Annotated in this window: 19 protein-coding genes, 3 tRNA genes and 1 pseudogene; 16 read left to right on the forward strand and 7 right to left on the reverse strand. The window is 51.4% G+C overall.

Translation table 11 applies throughout. The features are described 5' to 3' along the window. Positions 1–199: 199 nt before the first annotated feature. Positions 200–1285 carry a glycosyltransferase family 2 protein gene (locus EPD59_RS01220; protein ID WP_205703463.1) on the reverse strand — a complete coding sequence of 362 codons (1086 nt, stop codon included), beginning with the start codon at positions 1283–1285 and terminating at the stop codon, positions 200–202. 313 nt (positions 1286–1598) lie between these two features. Then, positions 1599–1671: transfer RNA gene (locus EPD59_RS01225), tRNA-Phe, on the reverse strand. Positions 1672–1826: 155 nt separating this feature from the next. Between EPD59_RS01225 and EPD59_RS01230 the strand changes: the two genes are divergently transcribed. From EPD59_RS01230 to EPD59_RS01255, 6 genes are all read left to right on the forward strand, one after another. Then, entirely contained in the window at positions 1827–3218 is a 1392-nt protein-coding gene (locus EPD59_RS01230; protein ID WP_133271201.1) for a (Fe-S)-binding protein, read from the forward strand. Between the two features lie 100 nt (positions 3219–3318). Further along, positions 3319–4179, forward strand: coding sequence for a (Fe-S)-binding protein (locus EPD59_RS01235; protein WP_084443446.1), 861 nt, complete (start codon positions 3319–3321; stop codon positions 4177–4179). A gap of 112 nt (positions 4180–4291) precedes the next feature. After that, positions 4292–4792 (forward strand): hypothetical protein, encoded by a 501-nt coding sequence (locus EPD59_RS01240; protein ID WP_133271202.1) that lies wholly within the window; start codon positions 4292–4294, stop codon positions 4790–4792. A gap of 100 nt (positions 4793–4892) precedes the next feature. After that, on the forward strand, positions 4893–5159 hold the full coding sequence (locus EPD59_RS01245; RefSeq protein ID WP_133271203.1) for an outer membrane protein assembly factor BamD: 267 nt from the start codon (positions 4893–4895) through the stop codon (positions 5157–5159). Then, positions 5138–6823: an OmpA family protein gene (locus EPD59_RS01250; RefSeq protein ID WP_133271204.1), complete on the forward strand. Its 1686-nt coding sequence runs from the start codon at positions 5138–5140 to the stop codon at positions 6821–6823. Before EPD59_RS01245 ends, EPD59_RS01250 begins: the two co-directional genes overlap by 22 nt. 273 nt (positions 6824–7096) lie before the next feature. Next, positions 7097–7870, forward strand: a complete 774-nt coding sequence (locus EPD59_RS01255) for a DUF4476 domain-containing protein (protein ID WP_165963433.1) — start codon at positions 7097–7099, stop codon at positions 7868–7870. 77 nt (positions 7871–7947) lie between these two features. Here EPD59_RS01255 and EPD59_RS01260 read toward each other — a convergent pair whose 3' ends face one another. Further along, on the reverse strand, positions 7948–8424 hold the full coding sequence (locus EPD59_RS01260) for a DUF4293 domain-containing protein (RefSeq protein ID WP_133271206.1): 477 nt from the start codon (positions 8422–8424) through the stop codon (positions 7948–7950). A gap of 91 nt (positions 8425–8515) precedes the next feature. Here EPD59_RS01260 and EPD59_RS01265 point away from each other — a divergent pair, with 91 nt between their 5' ends. From EPD59_RS01265 to EPD59_RS01285, 6 genes are all read left to right on the forward strand, one after another. Then, positions 8516–9718, forward strand: a complete 1203-nt coding sequence (locus EPD59_RS01265; RefSeq protein WP_133271207.1) for a thiolase family protein — start codon at positions 8516–8518, stop codon at positions 9716–9718. 16 nt (positions 9719–9734) lie between these two features. Further along, on the forward strand, positions 9735–10280 hold the full coding sequence (locus tag EPD59_RS01270; protein ID WP_133271208.1) for a GNAT family N-acetyltransferase: 546 nt from the start codon (positions 9735–9737) through the stop codon (positions 10278–10280). A 76-nt stretch (positions 10281–10356) separates the two neighbouring features. Beyond that, the gene (locus EPD59_RS22085) at positions 10357–10746 is read left to right on the forward strand and encodes a tRNA pseudouridine synthase A (protein WP_240731560.1); all 390 of its coding nucleotides are present in this window, start codon (positions 10357–10359) and stop codon (positions 10744–10746) included. Continuing rightward, positions 10632–11147: a tRNA pseudouridine synthase A gene (locus EPD59_RS01275; protein WP_240731561.1), complete on the forward strand. Its 516-nt coding sequence runs from the start codon at positions 10632–10634 to the stop codon at positions 11145–11147. The genes EPD59_RS22085 and EPD59_RS01275 overlap by 115 nt, the downstream gene beginning before the upstream one ends. Before the next feature lie 195 nt (positions 11148–11342). Next, a complete protein-coding gene (locus EPD59_RS01280; protein WP_133274558.1) occupies positions 11343–13097 on the forward strand; it encodes an ABC transporter ATP-binding protein in 1755 nt (584 codons plus the stop codon). A gap of 41 nt (positions 13098–13138) precedes the next feature. Then, positions 13139–13660 carry a hypothetical protein gene (locus tag EPD59_RS01285; protein ID WP_133271209.1) on the forward strand — a complete coding sequence of 174 codons (522 nt, stop codon included), beginning with the start codon at positions 13139–13141 and terminating at the stop codon, positions 13658–13660. Positions 13661–13916: 256 nt separating this feature from the next. On the opposite strand, the gene EPD59_RS01290 is transcribed toward EPD59_RS01285, so the two are convergent. The 3 genes from EPD59_RS01290 to EPD59_RS01300 all read right to left on the reverse strand — a co-directional run bounded on the left by EPD59_RS01290 (position 13917) and on the right by EPD59_RS01300 (position 14838). After that, entirely contained in the window at positions 13917–14426 is a 510-nt protein-coding gene (locus EPD59_RS01290; RefSeq protein WP_133271210.1) for an outer membrane beta-barrel protein, read from the reverse strand. 164 nt (positions 14427–14590) lie between these two features. Then, a tRNA-Pro gene (locus EPD59_RS01295) sits at positions 14591–14664 on the reverse strand. Positions 14665–14764: 100 nt separating this feature from the next. Beyond that, positions 14765–14838 (reverse strand) — tRNA-Pro (locus EPD59_RS01300). 272 nt (positions 14839–15110) lie between these two features. On the opposite strand from EPD59_RS01300, the gene EPD59_RS01305 reads away from it, so the two are divergent. After that, positions 15111–15584, forward strand: a complete 474-nt coding sequence (locus EPD59_RS01305) for a T9SS type A sorting domain-containing protein (protein WP_165963434.1) — start codon at positions 15111–15113, stop codon at positions 15582–15584. 65 nt (positions 15585–15649) lie between these two features. On the opposite strand, the pseudogene EPD59_RS24000 reads toward EPD59_RS01305, so the two are convergent. Next, positions 15650–17433, reverse strand: a pseudogene (locus EPD59_RS24000) (ABC transporter ATP-binding protein). 268 nt (positions 17434–17701) lie between these two features. On the opposite strand from EPD59_RS24000, the gene EPD59_RS01315 reads away from it, so the two are divergent. The 3 genes from EPD59_RS01315 (at position 17702) to EPD59_RS01325 (ending at position 20549) form a co-directional block, all read left to right on the forward strand. Next, a complete protein-coding gene (locus EPD59_RS01315) occupies positions 17702–18793 on the forward strand; it encodes a Glu/Leu/Phe/Val dehydrogenase dimerization domain-containing protein (protein WP_133271212.1) in 1092 nt (363 codons plus the stop codon). Positions 18794–18908: 115 nt separating this feature from the next. Beyond that, entirely contained in the window at positions 18909–20093 is a 1185-nt protein-coding gene (gene nusB / locus EPD59_RS01320; RefSeq protein WP_133271213.1) for a transcription antitermination factor NusB, read from the forward strand. 144 nt (positions 20094–20237) lie between these two features. Continuing rightward, positions 20238–20549, forward strand: a complete 312-nt coding sequence (locus tag EPD59_RS01325) for a YtxH domain-containing protein (protein ID WP_084443414.1) — start codon at positions 20238–20240, stop codon at positions 20547–20549. The last annotated feature ends 30 nt before the right edge of the window (positions 20550–20579 follow it).

Here is a 20579-nt window from a genome sequence, read left to right on the forward strand (position 1 = left end):
CTGATCCGGATTTTTGCAATAAAGATGGTTGCAGCAAGTGCCTGATAATAAAATAATACTAAAATGTGTTACATGTTAAAACGTCTCCTTTTATATATTAAAACATATGATAAAATTTACTTATCATAAAGCTGTTTTGTTGTTATATATGTAGATAAAGAATTTTATAAAAATATGCTTTTAATTTTTGCTAAAGCAGTTAAAAAATAAAAGGAAAGAGTAATAATTTAATTGTTTTATCTGGGAATATAAATTTAGACCATAAGTATTTTATATGATTGTATCCCATAAAATATTTCAAGTAAAATTTGAAAAGAGAATACAATACGCGCCTATGCTTGCTCATTGTAAATGCGCCTTTAGCCTGTACCAAAGCAGCTTCAACATCAGTAAAGTATAGATTATTGGCTAAGGAAGCACAGTAAATAGCATAATTTGTGAGAGCTGCATTTCTTAAACTACTACGCTTGTCGATAGGTAAGTAATTCTGAATAATGTTAAACACCTTTATTATATCTCTTACATTTTGTCCGGTTTTTATAGAATGCTGAGTGATGCTATTACTAGTTAGGTATCGATAGTGCGCTAAACATTTAGGTGAATACGCAACCGGAAAATGTGCTGCTATTCTAGTCCACATCTCCCAATCTTCGCCGTAGTGTACCGCGAAAAAGCTCCCTAACTGTTCATACACACTTCTTTTTACTACGATAGCAGGCGGCTGTACTCGAATAGTAATAGCCATTTTTAGTAAAAAGTCTTTTACAATGCCCTCCTCCCTTTCAAATGGAGGGTTTATAAACATTGCATCTTCAGTCATATAGGCTATATGTGTGAAGGCAGCACCTGCTTCAGGATATTTAGTGAATAACGTATCTATTTCAGTGTAAAATCCCGGCGCCACTTTATCATCGCCGTGTAAAAGATGGACCCGATGGCCAGTAGAAAGGTTTAGACAGCTTTCAAGATTACGTAGGCTCCCGAGGTTACTAGTCTGTTGAAAAAATTCAACCCTGTTCTTTCCAACAGCGTCCACTAATGCCTTCACATCACCATCAGTACTGCAGTCATCAACAACTGCTATTTGCATCAGTTCGGGCCCTGGGTCCTGTGCAAGCACACTCTCTATCGTCTCCTGCAAATACTGCAAACAATTATACGTAGGTATCATCACCGACCACATAGGCCGGTGAACGTGTGCAGGAACCGCTGCAATCGTAGGTGGAACACTTGGGATGCGCTCCAAGGGAGTTGCAGTGTCAGCGGACGGCATTTTGACTTTCATCGATACCTATGCATCCTAAGTGTATGTCTATAAGATATATCCTTAGTTGTAGGCATAAAATAGGGGAGTTTCTGGCAACAAGTTAATTATTTATAGTAAAAATATAAAATTAATCATTTTGATAAAAGCTGTGATGTATCCTTGTAATAACATTTATTAATTTATTATGTTGAAAATCAGGTTGATATACATTTCTGCAAACCGTTTCCCGAGACAACGTATGAATTTCCCTTTTAATACGATAGCTAATGGCAAATCGAAATTGCCTTAAAACGAAAAGCCCTCTCTGCAAATTGCGGAGAGGGCTTTTTTGTGGTAACGGTTGGAATCGAACCAACGACACCAGCATTTTCAGTGCTGTGCTCTACCGACTGAGCTACGTTACCAACTTTCCTTTGCCCTTTACGGCTTAGGAGTGGCAAAAGTAGTAAACCAAAAGCAAGCTGCAACACTTACCTTAAAAAAGTTTTCGCCTAAAATCTTAAATTTGTTAGGCATAACGAGTACTTTTCGGTCGAACCCACCACCCAACTGCTTTCCCGTGACTATCGAAAACATTATTTTCCTGCTAGTAGCCATTATCGGCTTCGGCTTGTTTGCCTGGCAAGCGCGAAAGATCCGCGCCAACATCCTAGTAGGCCGCGACCGGGATATGTCGGGCAATATCGGGGAGCGGCTGCAAAAAACCTTGCTGGTAGCGTTTGGACAGCAGAAAATGTTCAAGCGTATTACCCCAGCCCTGTTGCATCTGGTGGTGTACGTGGGGTTTTTGGTGATCAATATTGAGGTAATAGAAATTGTAATTGACGGCGTATTCGGTACCCACCGCTTTTTACAGTTTCTAGGACCAGTGTACAATGTGCTGATGGCGACCAATGAAATTTTGGGCGCGCTGGTGATTGTAGCGGTTATTGCTTTCTGGTGGCGGCGCAACGTGAAAAAGGTGCGTCGCTTCTCCGGGCCCGAAATGCGCGCTTGGCCGCGCATTGATGCCGATATGATTCTCTACATCGAAGTAGTGCTAATGGTAGCGCTGTTCGTGATGAACACATCGGATCTGAAGTGGCATCGTCTGCAAAATCTGGAGATGCCGGGTTCATTTCCAGTTAGCTCACTACTGTTAGGCATATTCCCGAGCGACTTGAATTTGCTGCACTTCTTGGAGCGTGCAGGGTGGTGGGCACACATCGTGGGTATTCTGATTTTTCTGAACTACCTGCCAAGCAGTAAGCACTTTCACATCATCATGGCCTTCCCGAACGTGTACTACTCGCGGCTAGTGCCGCAGGGGCAGTTCTCGAACGTGGACAGCATTACCCACGAGGTAAAAGCCATGATGGACCCCAGTTATCAGGTGCCTGCCCCACCGGTAGGGCCTGATGGCTCGGCGTTAGCACCTACCTCGTTCGGAGCCAAAGACGTAGAGGATTTGGCTTGGACTAATCTGCTTAATGCGTACTCTTGCACGGAGTGTGGACGCTGCACTGCCTCGTGCCCGGCTAATATTACGGGTAAGCTGTTGTCGCCGCGCAAGATTATTATGGATACCCGCGATCGGATGGAAGAGAAGTACAACTCTCCGCTGATTTTTCAGCCTAACCAATACGGTGACGCTAGCAAAGGCACGGAGCGGGTAAAAATAGAAGCTGATCAAAACACGTTGCTGCGTGGTAAAGTAACGCCCGAAGAGCTGTGGGCTTGCACTACCTGTAACGCCTGCGTGGAGTCGTGCCCAGTGAATATTAACCCGCTCGAGTCTATCATTGAGATGCGCCGCTTCTTGGTGCTGGAAGAGTCGGCTGCACCGCATTCGTTGAATGTGATGTTCTCCAACATTGAGAATAACGGTGCGCCGTGGGCTTTTTCGCCCTCCGACCGCTTCAATTGGGCCGATGAACTGTATTTGGCCGAGAAACAAGCTGTAACAGCATAAACCAAAGCGTCATGCCACCCAACGAATAGTATGACAAACGATATCAAAAACCAACTAAATGGCTGAGCAAATCACCAAGCGTCAAGTTACCGTTCCCGTTATGGCCGATTTGGCTGCCCGCGGTGAGCAACCCGAAATCCTGTTTTGGGTGGGTTGCGCAGGCGCCTTCGACGACCGCTATAAGCGCGTGACCCGGGCTTTTGTGCGCATCCTGGAACACGTAGGCATAAAGTACGCTGTGCTGGGCATGGAAGAAACCTGCACTGGCGACCCCGCTAAGCGCGCCGGCAACGAGTTCCTGTTTCAGATGCAGGCCATGCAGAACATCACTACCCTGGATGGCTACCAGATCAAGAAGATTGTGACGGCCTGTCCGCACTGCTTCAACACGATTAAGAACGAATACCCGGCACTGGGGGGCAATTATGAGGTGATTCACCACAGCACCTTTCTCCAGCAGCTTATCAACGAAGGCAAGGTGGGCGTGGCCGGTGGTGGCGAGTTTAAAGGCCGCCGCATTACCTTCCACGATTCCTGCTACTTAGGTCGGGCCAACAATATTTACGAGGCGCCCCGCGATGTACTCGCAACCCTCGATGCTGATTTGGTGGAAATGAAGCGGAGCCGCGCCAATGGCCTGTGCTGCGGGGCCGGTGGCGCGCAGATGTGGAAAGAAGCGGAGCCGGGCAACAAAGAAGTGAACATTGAGCGCACGGAAGAAGCTCTCTTTACCCTTGACGGCAACGCTCCTGCATTAGCGCAAACACGTGGGGTAGAAGATGGCAATGCCGGCGCTACACCAAGCCCGCGTGCTAACGCGCAGGGGGCAATTATTGCGGTATCATGCCCTTTCTGCATGACCATGATGAGCGACGGGGTAAAGAACAAGGAGCGCGAGTCAGACGTGCAAGTTTTCGATTTGGCAGAGCTGATTGCTAGTGCTGAAGGTCTGAACGCCTAGCGTCGAGCCGAAAGGCATTTTTGTTTATTCGAAACAGCCTCGTCGGAACTTCCCGGCGAGGCTGTTTCTTTGTATGATTAGAGTGTATTTCTAAGTTTCAAGCTACTCCTCCATGTTTGTTCCGTTCGAAGAATTGCCCCCCAGCGCCCGCATTTGGATTTATCAGGCCGACCGGCCACTGACGGACGCAGAGCTAGCGGCCATTGAGCCCGCGTTGGCTCAGTTTGCCGCCGAGTGGACGAGCCACGGCCGCACACTGCGCGCTTCGGCCGCCTTTCGGCACGGACAGTTTTTGGTGTTGGGATTAGATGAAGCGGTAGCCGGTGCAAGTGGCTGCTCTATTGATGCTTCCGTACGTTTTGTGCACGGCTTGGAGGAGCAATTGGGCGTAAATCTGCTGGAGAAGTCGCACCTAGCTTTTCTGGTTGATGGGCAGGTGCAGTTGCTCGACCGGCGGGCGTTGCGTGAGGCAGTGGCTACTGGTCAGCTCCAGCCCGAAACGCCTTATTTTGACAATACCATTGCCCAGCACGGCAAGCTAACGGCGGCGTGGCCCGCGCCAGCCGCTGAGACTTGGTTAGCCAAATACTTTCAACCCTCGCCGCAGCGTTAAACTTACGGCTCTACTCCTGCCGAAACTTAGTATTATTGCTAGGCATAACAGCATTGCTAGTCTACGCCGCCAGCTTTACCCTTCCTACTGCTTTCCTTCTATGAAGAATTCTATTATTGTGTGGGCTGCCGCCGGATCAGTGGCTGCGTTGGGCCTTAGCGGCTGCGCGACCTCCGAATCGGGTACGAAAGCCGATAAGCGCTTTGCTCGCGGTGAATATGAAACGGCTATTGCCTTATATAAAGCGCAGGCAGAGCGGGGCAAAAATGCCCCCAGAGCAATTTTCGGGTTGGCGAATCGTATCGACTATCCAACCGCATCGAGCAGGCAGAGCTATATTATAAAATGGCCGTCGGAGCGGGCTTGAAGAACGCTGATGCTGGCTTCTATTATGGATTGGCGCTGAAAGCTAATGGTAAGTACGATGAAGCCATTGCCCAGTTTGATGACTACGTAAAGCTGGGCACCAACCGTGCCTTAGCTGCCCGGGCCGAAATAGAGGCCAAAAATACACGCTTGAGCAAAGAGCTTTTGGCGCTAAAAACGCGCGATGAAATCCAACCCCTTGATCAAGTAAACTCCGAGTCGGCCGACTTTAGCGCCACCATGATTCCGGATACTAAGGAAATCGTGTTTGCCTCGGGCCGAGATGGAAAGAAGTACTTAGGCAATGGGGAAGGGTTTAATGACCTGTATGCCATTCGCTTTGAGGATGCGGAGAAGATGACCGGCGGCACCGTCCGCAAGCTGGAGCCCATCTTCAACACCGAAGGCATGCACGAGGCAAGCGCCACCTATAGCCCCGATGGCAAAATGGTCGTGTTTGCCCGCTCCAACAGTGGTAAGAAAAAGGGTTACCTGAGCGTTGACTTATGGGCTTCTTACTACCGCAGTGGCGCCTGGACCGAGCCCGCGCTCATTAATGTCAACGATCGCACCACCGACGACTTCTCGCCCGTTTTCTCTCCCGATGGCGAAACGCTGTACTTCGCCTCCGGCCGCAAAGGTGGTGAAGGCGGCACCGATCTGTACAAAGCGACCATAGCCGCCAATGGCCGTTTCGCGCCTGCCGAAAATCTGGGCCCTGAAATCAATACGCCGGGCAATGAGAGCTTTCCTGCCATTGCTCCCGATGGCACGCTGTTTTTCTCCTCCGACGGGCACCCTGGCATTGGTAAGCTGGATGTGTTTGTGGTTGATAAGGGCAAGGTGCGCAATCTAGGCGCGCCCTTCAATAGCAGCGGCGACGATTTTGCTCCCTACTTCACGGCCCAAAACGTGGGTGTATTCTCTTCGAACCGGGCAGGTGGCAAAGGCAGCGACGACTTGTACCGTTTCCGCCGCAACACCACCAAGCTCGTCAACTTCTTCGTGGATGGCACTGTGCTGGAGCGCGACGCCAAAACCGGCACTACGAAGCCCGTCGCCTCCGAAAACGTGGAGCTGTTTGCCAATGGCAACCGTAAACTTCTTGAAGTCACCACCGATGCTGAAGGTAAGTTTAGCTTCAAGCTCGACTCGGCCACGACTTATGCACTAGTGGCTGACCGCCCCGGCTACTTCACGGCCCGCACTTCCGTAACGACGGTAGGCAAGATACCAGCCCAAGATCAGCTGCCGGAATTGGTGAATGACATTCGCCTGCCCGCGACACTCACGCTCAATAAGATTGTGAAGAACGTGGCCATTGTAGTCGAGAATATCTTCTACGATTATAACAAAGCCGACATTCGGCCCGATGCCGCAATTGAGTTGGACAAGCTAGTTGAAACGCTGAATGATAACCCCAAAATCACGATTGAGCTAAGCTCCCACACTGACTCGCGCGGTAAGGACGCGTATAACGCCAGCTTATCGCAGCGCCGCGCTCAATCGGCTGTCGATTATATCATTTCCAAAGGCATTGCGAAAGAGCGCATTACGGCCAAAGGCTATGGCGAAACGCAACCAGTCGTTCGCAACGCCAAAACCGAGGAGCAGCACCAGCGCAACCGTCGTACGGAGTTCAAAGTGACGCGCATAGCTGAATAACGATCTGCATAGAACCAAAAAAGCCCCCCGTACGTGTACGGGGGCTTTTTTGTGCTTTGGTGTATCCCTCAATCTTGTGGTAGCAAATTTCAGCAACACACCTAAGAACAAGTAATAGAGATAGTTAGAAACGACCTAAAGTAATAAGAGGCTGATAATTAAAACGCTAACCTTACTATGAAATCGAATAGGATTTACTATATTCAAAATGGCATAATACTTGGCTTAAAGAAGCTATCGGGAGCATCCCTATTGCTCTCACATTCTTCACACATGAAAAAGGCCTTACTTCTGAGCATCAGTTTGCTGATGCTATTATCGGCCCAGCTGCGTGCGGCGCCGGTTATTGTCAACTTTGCTTCCGAGCGCGGGATGCCGTTTCACTTGGTATTCGATGGGCAGCCGCTGACGCGTGGCGGCGTACGCCAAGTGTCCATCGACCGCCTCGCTCCGGGTTTCCACTGGGCTGAATTTCGAATTCCAACTCCTTACGGTCGGGCCGTTAACTACCGTACACGCGTGTTTCTAGATCCGGGGTTGGAGACTAGCTACGTGCTTATTGCCCGTAATGGCTTCGCGCCAGCGTTGCGGAAAGTAGCTGCCGTGCCGCTCGGCCTGGGCCGCGGACCTGGCCGTCGGGCGTATCCCGATGACGTCATTTACGATGATGACCGCCGGGAGCCGAACGCGCCCGTTGACCCTTATGGGGCGTACCACAACGGTCCGGGCACGGCCTACCCCGGCGCTTATCAGGTAATGACGCCGCAGGATGTCGACGCGTTGGCACAAGCGCTGGCAAATCGTTCCTTCGATAGCGACAAGCTACTGGTGGCCCGCCAAGCATTGAGCGAAACGGGCATCCGGGCCGATGATTTGCGCCACCTGCTCACGCAGTTCGACTTCGATAAAGACAAGCTGGAGTTAGCCAAATATGCGTACCCTGCGGTGGCTGATCGGCAGAATTTCTATCGGGTTTACGACGTGTTTCGCTTCAGCTCCAGCGCCCGTGAGCTGGAGGCATTCGTAGAGCGCAACCGAGGTCGATAGATAATCTATTAAGCATTAAAAAAGTCCCCCAGAAATAGTCTGGGGGACTTTTTTGTGACTCGGTAGTGCAGTAGAAGTTACCGAAGCCGATCCATGCTGCGCACGAGTTGCTCGTCGCGGCGGATGAAGCGGTTGGCCAGCACATTAAGCAGCAGCGCGAGAGTAGGCAGGTAAAAGCCGGCCTCAAACTCGCCGGGAATTTTGATATTGAGCAGCTGCTCGCCGACCCCAGAGTAGTAGAAGCCCGCGCCAATGGTAGCTACAATCAGCAGAAAGTTGACTAAGCCTAGCTTAAGCTGGCGGAAACGATTTTTGAATTGGAAAATTTCATATACCGCCACTGCCGCCGAAACCAGCGCCAAAATAGCAATAAGATAGGTTGGCGTCGGCGCTGGTGAGCCCGCTTGAAGGTTTGTAAAAGCCAGTTTGTAGGCCGATAGCACTACTTCTTGCCCGGTTAGCGGGTCGGTTTTGCTCCAGATGGGCAATACCAATACACTCAGCATGGCCAAGGCCAGCAAAAGAAGGAACACGCTTTGGATTCTTTGTATCATCTTTGTGGTTTGACGGTTCGCGCCGCGTTGCCGAAGCCTACGGGCCGGCAAAAGTAGCCAACAACGACCGTAATAACCGCATTCCAAGCCAATGCTAAGTGCTTATATAGTAGATGCCGTCCGCACCCCTATCGGACGGTTTGGCGGTGCGCTCAGTAGCGTCCGCCCCGATGATCTCGCCGCACACATACTGCGCGAGCTATTACGCCGCAATCCAACCTTAGATAAGGCGGTCGTAGAAGACATTATTATCGGTGCCGCCAACCAGGCTGGCGAAGATAACCGCAACGTGGCTCGTATGGCTGGCCTGTTGGCCGGCTTGCCCACTACGGTACCCGGCAACACCGTAAATCGCCTGTGTGCTTCAGGTTTGCAAAGCATTATTGATGCTTCGCGGGCCGTGCGCTGTGGTGAAGGTGACGTGTATTTGGCCGGTGGCGCCGAGAGCATGACCCGGGCTCCTTTCGTGATGGCGAAGTCAGAAACAGCCTTCGGCCGGGAGCTTACTGCTCATGATACCACCTTGGGCTGGCGTTTTGTAAATCAGAAGCTCTCGAAGCTGCATCACCCATATGCCATGGGCGAAACGGCGGAGAACGTAGCTCGCAAGTACGGCATCACGCGTTTGGAGCAGGACGAATTTGCCTTTAACTCCCAGCGCAAGTATCACCGTGCCAACGAGAAAGGCCGTTTTCGCCGCGAAATCGTGCCTGTATTCGTGCCCAACCCGAAGGGTGATGCTGCCTTGTTTGACACCGATGAGCCACCGCGCTTGTCTACCTTGGAGAAATTAGGCACGCTGAAACCTGCTTTCCAGCCCCAAGATGGCACCGTGACGGCTGGCAACTCGGCGGGTATCAACGACGGCGCGGCCGGGGTGATAGTAGTGAGCGAAGAGGCACTGCGGCGTTATAACCTCAAGCCTCTGGCCCGCGTGGTAGCCTCCGCCGTGGCCGGTGTAGATCCGGCTTACATGGGTCTCGGACCAGTGCCCGCCAGCCAAAAGGTATTGCAGCGCGCAGGCTTGACCATGAACGATATGGATTTGATTGAGCTAAATGAAGCGTTTGCCGCCCAGTCCATAGCCTGCATGCGCGACCTAGAGCTTGATCCTGAAAAAGTAAACGTCAATGGCGGTTCTATTGCCATCGGCCACCCGCTGGGCGCTAGCGGTTCGCGTATCACGGCGACGTTGCTGCACGAAATGCAGCGCCGTGAAGGCGTGCGCTACGGACTGGCTACTATGTGCGTAGGAGTAGGGCAGGGAGCAGCAGTAATTTACGAGAAGGTCTAAATTTGCCCCCCGGCTTATGTCTGCTGCCCGGCTGCGCCCCACGTTGGAACTACCCGTGCATGGGGCGCGGCTGCGGCCCTGGCAGCTTAGTGATGCTCAGGCATTAAGCACGCACGGTAATAGCCGCGCCATCTGGCTTAACCTGCGCGACCGGTTTCCCAATCCCTATACGCTCACTGATGCTGAGCACCATCTGCGCTTTGTATTAAGTCCGGAAGGCATGACCGACGTGCACCTGTGCATAGAGGTAGATGGGGAAGCGGCCGGGAGCATCAGCGTATTATTCAAGCAAGATGTCAATCGGCGGTCGGCAGAAATTGGTTACTTCTTAGGCCAACAGTTTTGGGGTCGCGGCATCACGACAGCGGCAGTTGTCGCCTTGACGGACTACGCGTTCACCAATTTTGACTTGTGCCGCCTGTATGCTGTGGTGTTTGCCCCGAATGCTGCTTCTGCACGCGTGCTGGAAAAGGCTGGTTATGAGCTAGAAGCGCGCTTGCGTAAGAGTATCACCAAGGATGGCCAAACTATGGATTCTCTGCTTTACGCTTCAGTAAAGTAGCATAAGCAGTAGCTTGCGTCGTATTAAACGGCCTCAGACAGTGCAGCAATTGTGCTCGTCAAAGCCTCCGCTCTACATGCGCTATTTTCTTCATCTGGCTTACGATGGTACCCGTTTTCACGGCTGGCAGGTGCAGCCTAACACCCTTACGGTACAGCAAGAGCTAGACCGCTGCCTCTCGCAGGTATTACGTCAGTCCGTCTATACGGTAGGCAGTGGCCGCACCGATACGGGCGTGCACGCCAGCCACCAGGTAGCGCACTTCGACGCCGATTTGCCCCCCACGCTGGACGAGGCCACCATTTTGTATCGCCTCAACCGCGCATTGCCCCCGACATTGCCGTGCGGCGCTTGCATGCCGTACCCGACAAAGCCCACGCCCGCTTCGATGCCGAAGCTCGCACCTACGAGTACTTCGTGCGCCTCATTCCTGATCCTTTTGGCGTTAATCAAAGCCTTTACCTAGATCGTGCGCCGAATGTGGGCGCTATGAATACCGCTGCTGCTTACCTCATCGGCTCCCGCGATTTTACCAGCTTTTCCAAAGTGAAAGGCGGCGAAAACCACTACATCTGTGTGTGTTATGAAGCGGGCTGGCATCCTATTCCGGGCGGTTTGGTGTTTCGCATTCGAGCCAACCGCTTTGTGCGCGGTATGGTGCGCTTGGTGGTAGGAACGCTGCTGAGCGTAGGCCGGGGCAAATTGACCCCCGAGGAATTTGGCCATATCCTACATACCCAAAGCCGTATTGCCGCTAGTGGCGCTGCGGTGGCGAAAGGCTTATTCCTGAGCCGAGTTGAGTACCCGTCGGAGTTGGTTGCAGCCGAAGAGCCTACCGGAATGCCGTACTTTGTGCCGACTTCTTAACATCCTTCCTCCGCAGGAGTGACGGGTGTGGGGGCAAAAGTGAGTATAAGCCGACGCTATTTTTGCAACCTCTAAGGCTTATGTGTGGTTACTTCTCCTTAGTACCCTGTATCGATTAAAAAACCCTCTGTGGAGCAAACAACTACTGCCACCAAAACCGGCAACATCTTCGATTGGCAGGTGCTAAGCCGCCTGATGAAGTATGTGCGGCCGTACCGGCGGATATTTTATTTTCTAATTTTCCTGACCGTTGCTACGGCCGCGCTGGGCACCCTGCGCCCTTTTTTGATCCAGAAAATGGTGGACCGCAGTATCGAGCAGGGCGACTTGACGGGCGTGAACCAGATGTTTGTGCTGCTGCTGGTGCTGCTGGTAGCTCACACGCTGGTAAGCTATCTGCAAACCTACTTCGGCGGTTGGCTGGGTCAGTATATCGTGCGCGATATTCGGGTTGATCTGTATCAACACATTCTAAATCTGCGCCTTAAGTTCTTCGACCGCACACCCATTGGAGTGCTGGTAACCCGCAATATTTCCGACGTAGAAACTTTGTCGGATGTGTTTAGTGAAGGCTTGGCGGCCATGATTGGCGACATTCTCCAACTGCTGTTCATTATGGGCTTTATGTTCTGGATTGACTGGCGCCTCACACTGGTGAGCCTTTCAGTCATTCCACCTCTGATTATCAGCACCTACGTATTCAAGGAAAAGGTGAAGCAGTCGTTTCAGGAGGTGCGCACGGCGGTGGCCAACCTGAATTCCTTCGTGCAGGAGCACCTGACGGGCATGAATGTGGTGCAGATCTTCAACAACGAAGAGCGCGAGTTTCGCAAGTTCAAAGCCATTAACCAGGAGCATACGAGGGCCAATGTGAAGTCGGTACTGTATTACTCCATCTACTTCCCGGTGGCTGAGGTGTTGGCCGCTATTGGCGTAGGGTTGCTGGTATGGTATGCGGCGCAGGGCCAGATTGAGGGCACTATCTCAAAGGGGGCGCTCATTGCCTTTATCCTGTATAATGCGCTGTTCTTCCGGCCAATTCGGCAAATTGCTGACCGTTTCAATACGTTGCAGCTTGGCTTGGTAAGCACGGATCGTCTGCTGAAATTGCTTGATAGCAAGGAGCTTATTGCCGATACTGGCACGCTGGCGCCATCCGCCATCCGTGGGGATGTGGCCTTTGAAAAAGTCTGGTTTGCCTACAACGACGAAGAGTACGTGCTGCGCGACATCAGCTTTAACGTAAAAGCTGGTCAGACCATCGCCTTCGTGGGGGCTACGGGTGCGGGCAAAACCTCTATTATCAACCTGCTCAGCCGCTTCTACGAAATCAACAAAGGTACTATCCGCGTCGATGGACACGATCTGCGCGAGTTCGACCTGAAAGAGTTGCGCCGTCATATTGGGGTGGTATTGCAGGATGTGTTCTTGTTTGCAGGCACCATCGCCGACAACATCACGCTGGGAAATAAGGATATTACGGAAGCCCAAATCTGGGAAGCGGCCGATTTGGTGGGTGCCCGACGCTTTATTGAGCGACTACCGGGCGGCTTGCATTATCCTGTAATGGAGCGCGGGGCCACACTTTCCGTTGGTCAGCGCCAGCTTATTAGCTTCGTGCGAGCCATGGTATACCAGCCGCAGATTATTATTCTGGATGAGGCTACTTCCTCGGTCGATAGCGAAACGGAGGAGCTGATACAAGAGGCTATCGACAAACTTATGGAGGGCCGTACCTCACTGGTTATTGCGCACCGTCTCAGCACCATTCAGAAAGCCGACCGCATTATTGTGCTCGACCGTGGCGAGATCAAGGAATCGGGGACGCACGAAGAGTTATTGCGTCATGGAGGCTTCTATCAGCAGCTCTACCAGATGCAGTACAAAGACGTGAGCATGGAGCTGAACAGTGAAAAAGTGGATCTGGGAAGTAGTGCTCGCACTTCTTAATTCATATTGTACTTTGTAGCACTCACTTTAAACACTACATAATGCGTTGGTTCTGGCTTATCGGTTTTGCTCTGGTGCTTATTCTGGGTGGCGTGTATGCGTATCTGGGAGGTTTCCGTCAGCCTGAAGTAACGGTGATAACCACAGCAAAGCCTATTTATCTGGCTGGGCGCTACTACAATGGGCCCGTTCAGGGGGATGAGTTTGGCCCTTTGTTTAGACAAGCACAGCAGTACAAGGAGAAGAATCACCTCCAGGGCACACTCGGCAATATTTATTACAACGACCCCGAGGCGGCCGGTGACACAGTGAAAGCCTTTATCGGCCTTATCGTAGCGGATACAGTTTCACAGAATTTGCCCCCCGGCTATCGTTATAGCACATTCAGCGGTGGGCAGCGGGTAGTACAGGCCCGCCTGAACGCCAGTTATATGCTGGCCCCCGGCAAGCTGTACAGTGGCATTAAAGAATACGCAAAGCAACAGAAGATACCCCTGCGCCAAGTATATGTGGAGCAATTTCCGGACGCCGGGCCGGCAGAAGTGCTGGCGGTTGTGAAGTAATAGCCATTCTACCATACAAAAGCCCCCGAGGATATCTGGGGGCTTTTGTATGGTAGAATGGCTACTTATTGGCGACCTATGTAATAAGAAGCTCCTAGCGTGAGACTGCTCAAGCCAAAATTGGCTCCAAAGCTTGAGGTTTTAGTTTCCCTATCATATTGTCCCTCCTGTAAACTTGAAGGCTTAGTGCGAGTGCGAGAATAGCCAATACTACCAGCAGTCAGTTCCAAACCTAGTTTATGAGAAGGAAAGAAAACTAGTGCTGGAGTGATACTGACACCCCCCCATTAGTTTTACTTTTACGTTCATTATCAATTCCATCAAATGTAGTGGTAGTAACTTGATGATTTAATCCAGCTGATAATTGGCTATAAAATCCGAAGCTCTCAATCGGGAAATAGTAGTAACGCAGAAAAGGCGCTACATTATAAGTGATAGATTTTGTTATCAGTTTGTTCGGGCGGGCGGGATCGGCACTTTCAGAATAAGGCCTAATTTCTTTTGTTGTACCAAATCCAAAAGACAGCCCTGCAGCTAGATTGTCAGCTATAAAGTAACCTGCATTTGGATTGATATTAAAATTTTGATAAGTGAGCTCTATTGGGTTTGGACCGGCAGGAATGACTGACCCAACATACTTGCTCTCATTAGTAGACCAATTGTATCCAATACTTCCCCCAATTAAAGAGGTGCCTCTACTTATTTGAGCTTGAGCTATTGAGAAGTTTAGAGATAAGAGTAATGCCAGAAAAACGATCTTCTTCATACAGATAGTGGAAAAGGAAGTAAAGAGATAAAGTGATTGAATACCAAGCTGGCAAAGAACGCAACCCTAACTTCATCTAGTATAGTAGATATAATAATTAAATTATAATATATAAAAAAGCCCCCAAACAATCGTCTGGGGGCTTTTTTGAGAGTTAGAGTAAGTCGGGGTGGCAGGATTCGAACCTACGGCCTCGTCGTCCCGAACGACGCGCGCTACCGGGCTGCGCTACACCCCGAGAGAGGTGCCGGTGGCGGCACCAAGCCTTCCTTTTACTGCCCAAAAAAAGCCTCCGAATCGAAATTCGAAGGCTTCTTTTAAACAGCGAACTGTTTCTGTCGGAGTGGCAGGATTCGAACCTACGACCTCCAGCACCCCATGCTGGCGCGATACCAGGCTACGCTACACCCCGATAGAATCGAGTCGCAAAGATAAGAGACGATTTGGGTTTGGCACAATCTTCGGAAGGATAAAATTTGCGGCTAAAACTGATAAAGCTACCCTAACACAAACCTAAAAATTTGATGAAAGGAAGAAGGCGTTTGCCAGCAATTAGGCTGGGCCCTACTTATCGGTTGAGGCTGAATAGAATGCAGTTGTAAAGAGGAAAATTAGAATAGAAGAATACCAACTGCGTTATACTTTTACAGGATATTGACTTTGTCTCTTTCGTTTCGGATGCATATGAAAAAATTTACTGTATTGCTGGGCTTAGGAATGGTCTTTTTGCTAACGGTGCCAACTCTAGCCCAAACGAAAACCGCTGCGAAGCCCGTGGCACCCGCAGCTAAGCCAGCCGCCCCTGCACTAACCGCATCGGCTGCCGCTGAGAAGTCCACCGATGCTGCTGAGCCAGCTACTGGTGTCCCTTCCTTGATAACTGATAAGATGGAAGCGCCAGCCGCCACTTCTGGAGCACTTAAGGTGAGTTTGGATAACAACCCGTTAACCAAGAGCCTTATCGTGCGCACCGACGCCGCCGGTCCTACCCGCGTGGAAATAAACGACGGCGAAGGCCGACCTGTACTGACGCGAAATATGATGGTTGGTAATAAGCCGACCTCACTCGACGTAAGTCGCTTGCCTGCTGGCTACTACATTGTACAATGCACCGCCGGCGAACGAAAAGGTATGCGCCGGGTGATGCTTGGTCAATAATAGCAACGACACAAAAAAGCCCCCCAGAACAAGTCTGGGGGCTTTTTTGTGTCGTAATGCCAACCTTACACTTCTTCCGTCTGCAGCTGCCGTTCGTAGAGAGCACGGTAGAGGCCATTTGCGTCCGCCATCAGTGCAGCGTGGGTGCCATGCTGCACAATCTGGCCGTCGTCGAGCACAAGAATCTCATCAGCTAGCTTCACCGATGATACTCGATGAGAGATAATCAGACTGGTGCGGTTGGCCATAATGCGTTGAAGGCTACCCAGAATGGCATTCTCCGTGTTGGTATCTACAGCTGAGAGCGAGTCATCCAGAATCAGAATTTTGGGCTCCTTAACCAAAGCTCGGGCAATACTGACGCGCTGTTTTTGCCCCCCAGACAGCGTAATGCCTCGCTCACCGAGCTTGGTGTCGAAGCCCAGCGGAAACTGTACGATGTTATCGTACACGTTGGCGTCTTTGGCCGCTTGCAGCATTCTTTCCTCCGTCGGGTTTTCGAGGCCGAAATTGATATTGTTGCGGATAGAGTCCGAAAACAGGAACACATCCTGGGGTACGTAGCCAATTTGCTCCCGCAACGACGTCAGGGCATAGTCGCGCACATCGGTACCGTCTACCAGAATGCTGCCGTCGGTTACATCGTAAAGACGACAAAGCAGGGCCGCTACGGTGCTTTTGCCTGAGCCCGTATTGCCGATAACCGCCAGCGTTTGACCGGGCCGAATCCGGAAGCTGACGTTTTTAAGAGCCTGAATACCAGTGTCGGGATATGTGAAAGACACATTGTCGAATACGATATCACCTTGAATGTCGCGCTCTACATTTTGGCGGGAGATGATGTCCGTCTTCTGATTCATGAACTCGTTGATGCGTGCCTGTGAAGCTTCTGCCCGCTGCACGAGGCTGCTAGTCCAGCCCAGGGCCGTAACGGGCCAGGTAAGCAGGTTTACATAAATCAGAAACTCGGCAATACTGCCTACGCTGATAGTGCCACGAATAACTTCCTGTCCCCAATCCAGACGGTGATAATGGTGCTTAAGCCGACTAGAAACAGAATCAGCGGGAAAAACAGGGAGTTCACAAAGTTCAGACTCAATGACTTCTCCCGGTAGTTGTCGCTAGCGACGGTGAACTGCTGGTGCGAATCTTCTTCACGGACAAACGACTTCAGTACTCGGATGCCCGAAAACGCCTCCTGCACGAACGTTGTCATGCTAGAGAGTGAGCGTTGAATTTCATCCGACTTGCGCTCAATCAGATTATTGACGTAGAAAATGCTGATAGAGAGAATCGGCAGCGGCAAAAGTGTGTAAATCGTCAGCTTCACGTTCACCATCAGCATCAGCGGGATGATGAGCACAAATAGAACGACGAGCTGCAGGAAGTACATGATGGCCGGCCCGATGTACATGCGCACCCGGCCCACGTCCTCGGAGATGCGCGACATCAGGTCGCCGGTATTGTGGCGCCGGTAGAAGCTCAGCGGCAACGATTGGTAATGCTGAAAAATCTCGTTCTTCTGGTCGTTCTCTACCCGCCGCGACATCACAATGAGCGTCTGGCGCATGAAGAACAGGAAAATGCCCCGCAGCAGCGCCATAATTACAATGAGCAGACCGTAAAGGAGCACGTTGCGCCCAAACAGCTCGTACACGCCGCTTTGCGCCTGCGTGCCGGCAAAAAGGTGATACAAGTCGATGCCTTCATTCACCAAATCGAAGGCGTAGCGCACGATTTGGGCCGGGAAAATAGCCAGCAGCGTCGACAGCGCCACGAATAGCACCCCGCCCAGGAAATGCCATTTATAGCGATACAAATACTTATTGGTAGAGGCAAGAGCGCGCACAGGTCGAGGGGTTGGGATGGGGTAGCGAAGGGAGTCGCCAAGCGGTGTAAGCCCGACGGCTGGGGGGCAAAATCAGAAAATCGGGTTACTTTTGCCCCCAAATTGAGGGGTAATGCTAAGCTCCAGCTCCGCAAATCGTCGTACGTCTAACGTTAGTTACGACCACAACGATTCACCATGTTGGAGCTTCGTCTTGCCCTCAAAGATACAACAACCGCTTTCCACCCAGTTTACCTTCCCACCCACCCAATTTTAATTTTTGTCCCGCATGGTTGAAATCCAAGAGTTGACCAATACTTCGGTCTTCGGTCAGATTGCCGAGCATCAACACGAACAGGTCGTATTCTGCCACGACCACGAAACTGGCCTCAAGGCCATTATCGGTATTCACAACACGGTGCTTGGCCCAGCTTTGGGCGGTACTCGCATGTGGGAATACGCTTCCGACGCAGAAGCCCTGAACGACGTGCTGCGTTTATCACGCGGCATGACCTACAAGGCAGCCATTTCGGGCTTGAACCTAGGCGGTGGCAAAGCCGTCATCATTGGCGACGCCAAAACGCAAAAAACCGAAGCCTTGCTACGCAAGTTTGGTCGCTTCGTGAAGAATCTCAACGGCAAGTATATCACGGCCGAAGACGTAGGGATGACGACCAAGGATATGCAGTATATCCGCATGGAAACCAAGCACGTAGCTGGCCTTCCTGAGAGCATGGGCGGTTCTGGCGACCCTTCACCCGTGACGGCTTTTGGTACCTATATGGGTATGAAAGCCGCTGCCAAGAAAGCCTTTGGATCGGAGAGCTTGGCTGGCAAGCGCATTGCGGTGCAGGGCGTAGGCCACGTGGGGGGCTATTTGTTGGAGCACCTCATTAAGGAAGGCGCCAAAATTGTGCTGACCGACTACTACGAGGACCGCAAGCTAGAAATGGCGGCCAAGTATAACGCGGTAGCCGTGGGCCTCGATGAAATCTACGATCAGGAGGTAGATATCTACTCACCTTGCGCGCTGGGTGCCACCATCAACAGTGACACAATTGACCGCTTGAAGTGCCGCGTTATTGCGGGCTGCGCCAACAACCAGCTGCAGGACGAGAACGTGCATGGGCCGGCGCTGGTAGAGCGCGGCATCATTTACGCTCCCGACTTCCTTATTAATGCTGGGGGGCTAATTAATGTCTACTCCGAGGTAATTGGCGGTAGCCGCAAGTCGGCCCTGAGCCAGACTGAAAAGATTTACGACTTCACCACAGAAGTGCTTAACAAGGCTGAGCTTGAGGGAATTCATCCTCAAAAAGCCGCTATTCGCCAAGCTGAGCAGCGTATTGCTGCATTAGGCAAGGTAAAATCAACTTATTAATTGCGTTGCGCGTTGTGGGTTGCCTTTTGACCGGTAACAGAACAGCTTTTTTATAGAGCAGTATCTTCTGACTGACAACAGGCAACTCACAACTCGTAACAGACACCACACCAGAATGCTCAATCGTCGCTCGCTTCGCATCAAGGTTATGCAGGCCCTATACGCTTACCATCAGGCAGTAGGGTCAGATTTTCTGCTGGCCAATGACCGCATTGCCGAGGAATTTGCCCCCGACCTCACTTCCCCCGAACCCCAGGACCGCAAGGTGCTGCAAGGTCAGCGCAAGCTGGCCGAGGTCATCTTTAAGGAATGGCATAAGACCAAAGCTGACCCGGAAAAAACCGAAGATGTTGCCGTAAACGAGGCTGTGGCCGATGCCATCAGCTTCTATGAAAAGCAGGTCAAGAAAGAAGGGACCTTCTTTGAGGGGCAAATGCTGCACGCCGCGGAGAGCATTCACGACCAATATATTCATCTGCTGAACCTGCCTACCACTTTGCTGCGGGTGATGGAAGACGAGCGCGACCGTGAAGCACGTCGGTTTACGCCTTCTAAGGAAGCACTACTCGACACTACTCGCTTTGAGCAAAACCAAGTGCTGGAGAAGCTCGTGGGCAATAAGCAGCTGCAGGACCTCACCATTCGGCGCAAGCTGCAATGGAACGGCGAGCAGGAGATGGAAGCGCTTCGCACCGCTTGGCGTCAGGAAATAAAGCAGGACGCCGAGTTTCAGGCGTACTTGGCCGCACCGGGGGGCAATTATACCGAAGACCAGGAAGCGCTGAAGCACCTGTACAAAACCTTCGTGTTTAAGGAAGGCGCACTGGCTACCCAGCTAGATGAGGCTGACCTGAACTGGGAGGAAAATCGTCCGGTTGTGAAAAACCTAGTGGTGAAGACTATAAAGATGCTCGACGAGGCGGCCGACGAGAATCTTGAGCTTATGGCACTGTCAGCCAACTGGGCCGAGGACAAGGAATTTGCCCAAAGCCTTTATCAGCAAACGCTTGCGGATGACGAGCGCTACGAAAAGCTGATTGCCGAGTCAGTACAGAACTGGGATGTGGAGCGCGTAGCCCAACTCGACAAGATCGTGCTGAAGATGGCCCTCTGCGAAATGCACCTTTTCCGTAGCATTCCGGTGAAGGTGACCATCAACGAGTACATCGAAATTAGCAAGATGTATAGCACACCTAAAAGCAAGCAGTTTATCAACGGTATTCTGGACAAGCTGGCCCAGGATTTGACGGCTAGCGGTGCTATCCGCAAGTCGGGTCGTGGCTTGCTTGACAATCAGTAATGGTTAAAGCTTAGTACAAGCAGAAAGCAAGCGAGACATCGACCCATTATTCGGTTGACTATATATCTCATTTTGCGTCTTTGCGTACTCAGTAGTAACTAACGTCTCATTTCTCACCTGTTTGTACTCACTTCTCTAAAAAATATGGGTAGCAAAACCACTACCGGCCTTGTGTGCTTCGCGGGCGGTGCCCTTACCGGAGCCGTTTTGGGTCTGCTGTACGCGCCTGAAAAAGGCCGCGAAACCCGCAGCTGGCTTAGTTATCAGCTTGAAAAGTACCGTGAGGTGCTAGCTGATCTTACCGAAAGCTTAGTGACGAGCCGGGTAGATGCCGGCCCATCCACAGCCAAGTCGGAGGGGCAGAAAGTAATTCGCGAAGCCAAAGACAAAGCGGAGCAACTGCTCGGCGATGTCGACCAGCTCATCAACCAAATCAATTCCCGTAAGACGGTTTAGATAATGCGCTGATTTGACGGTGTGCTGATG

The sequence above is a fragment of the Hymenobacter radiodurans genome (genome assembly GCF_004355185.1).
Taxonomy (GTDB): Bacteria; Bacteroidota; Bacteroidia; order Cytophagales; family Hymenobacteraceae; genus Hymenobacter; species Hymenobacter radiodurans.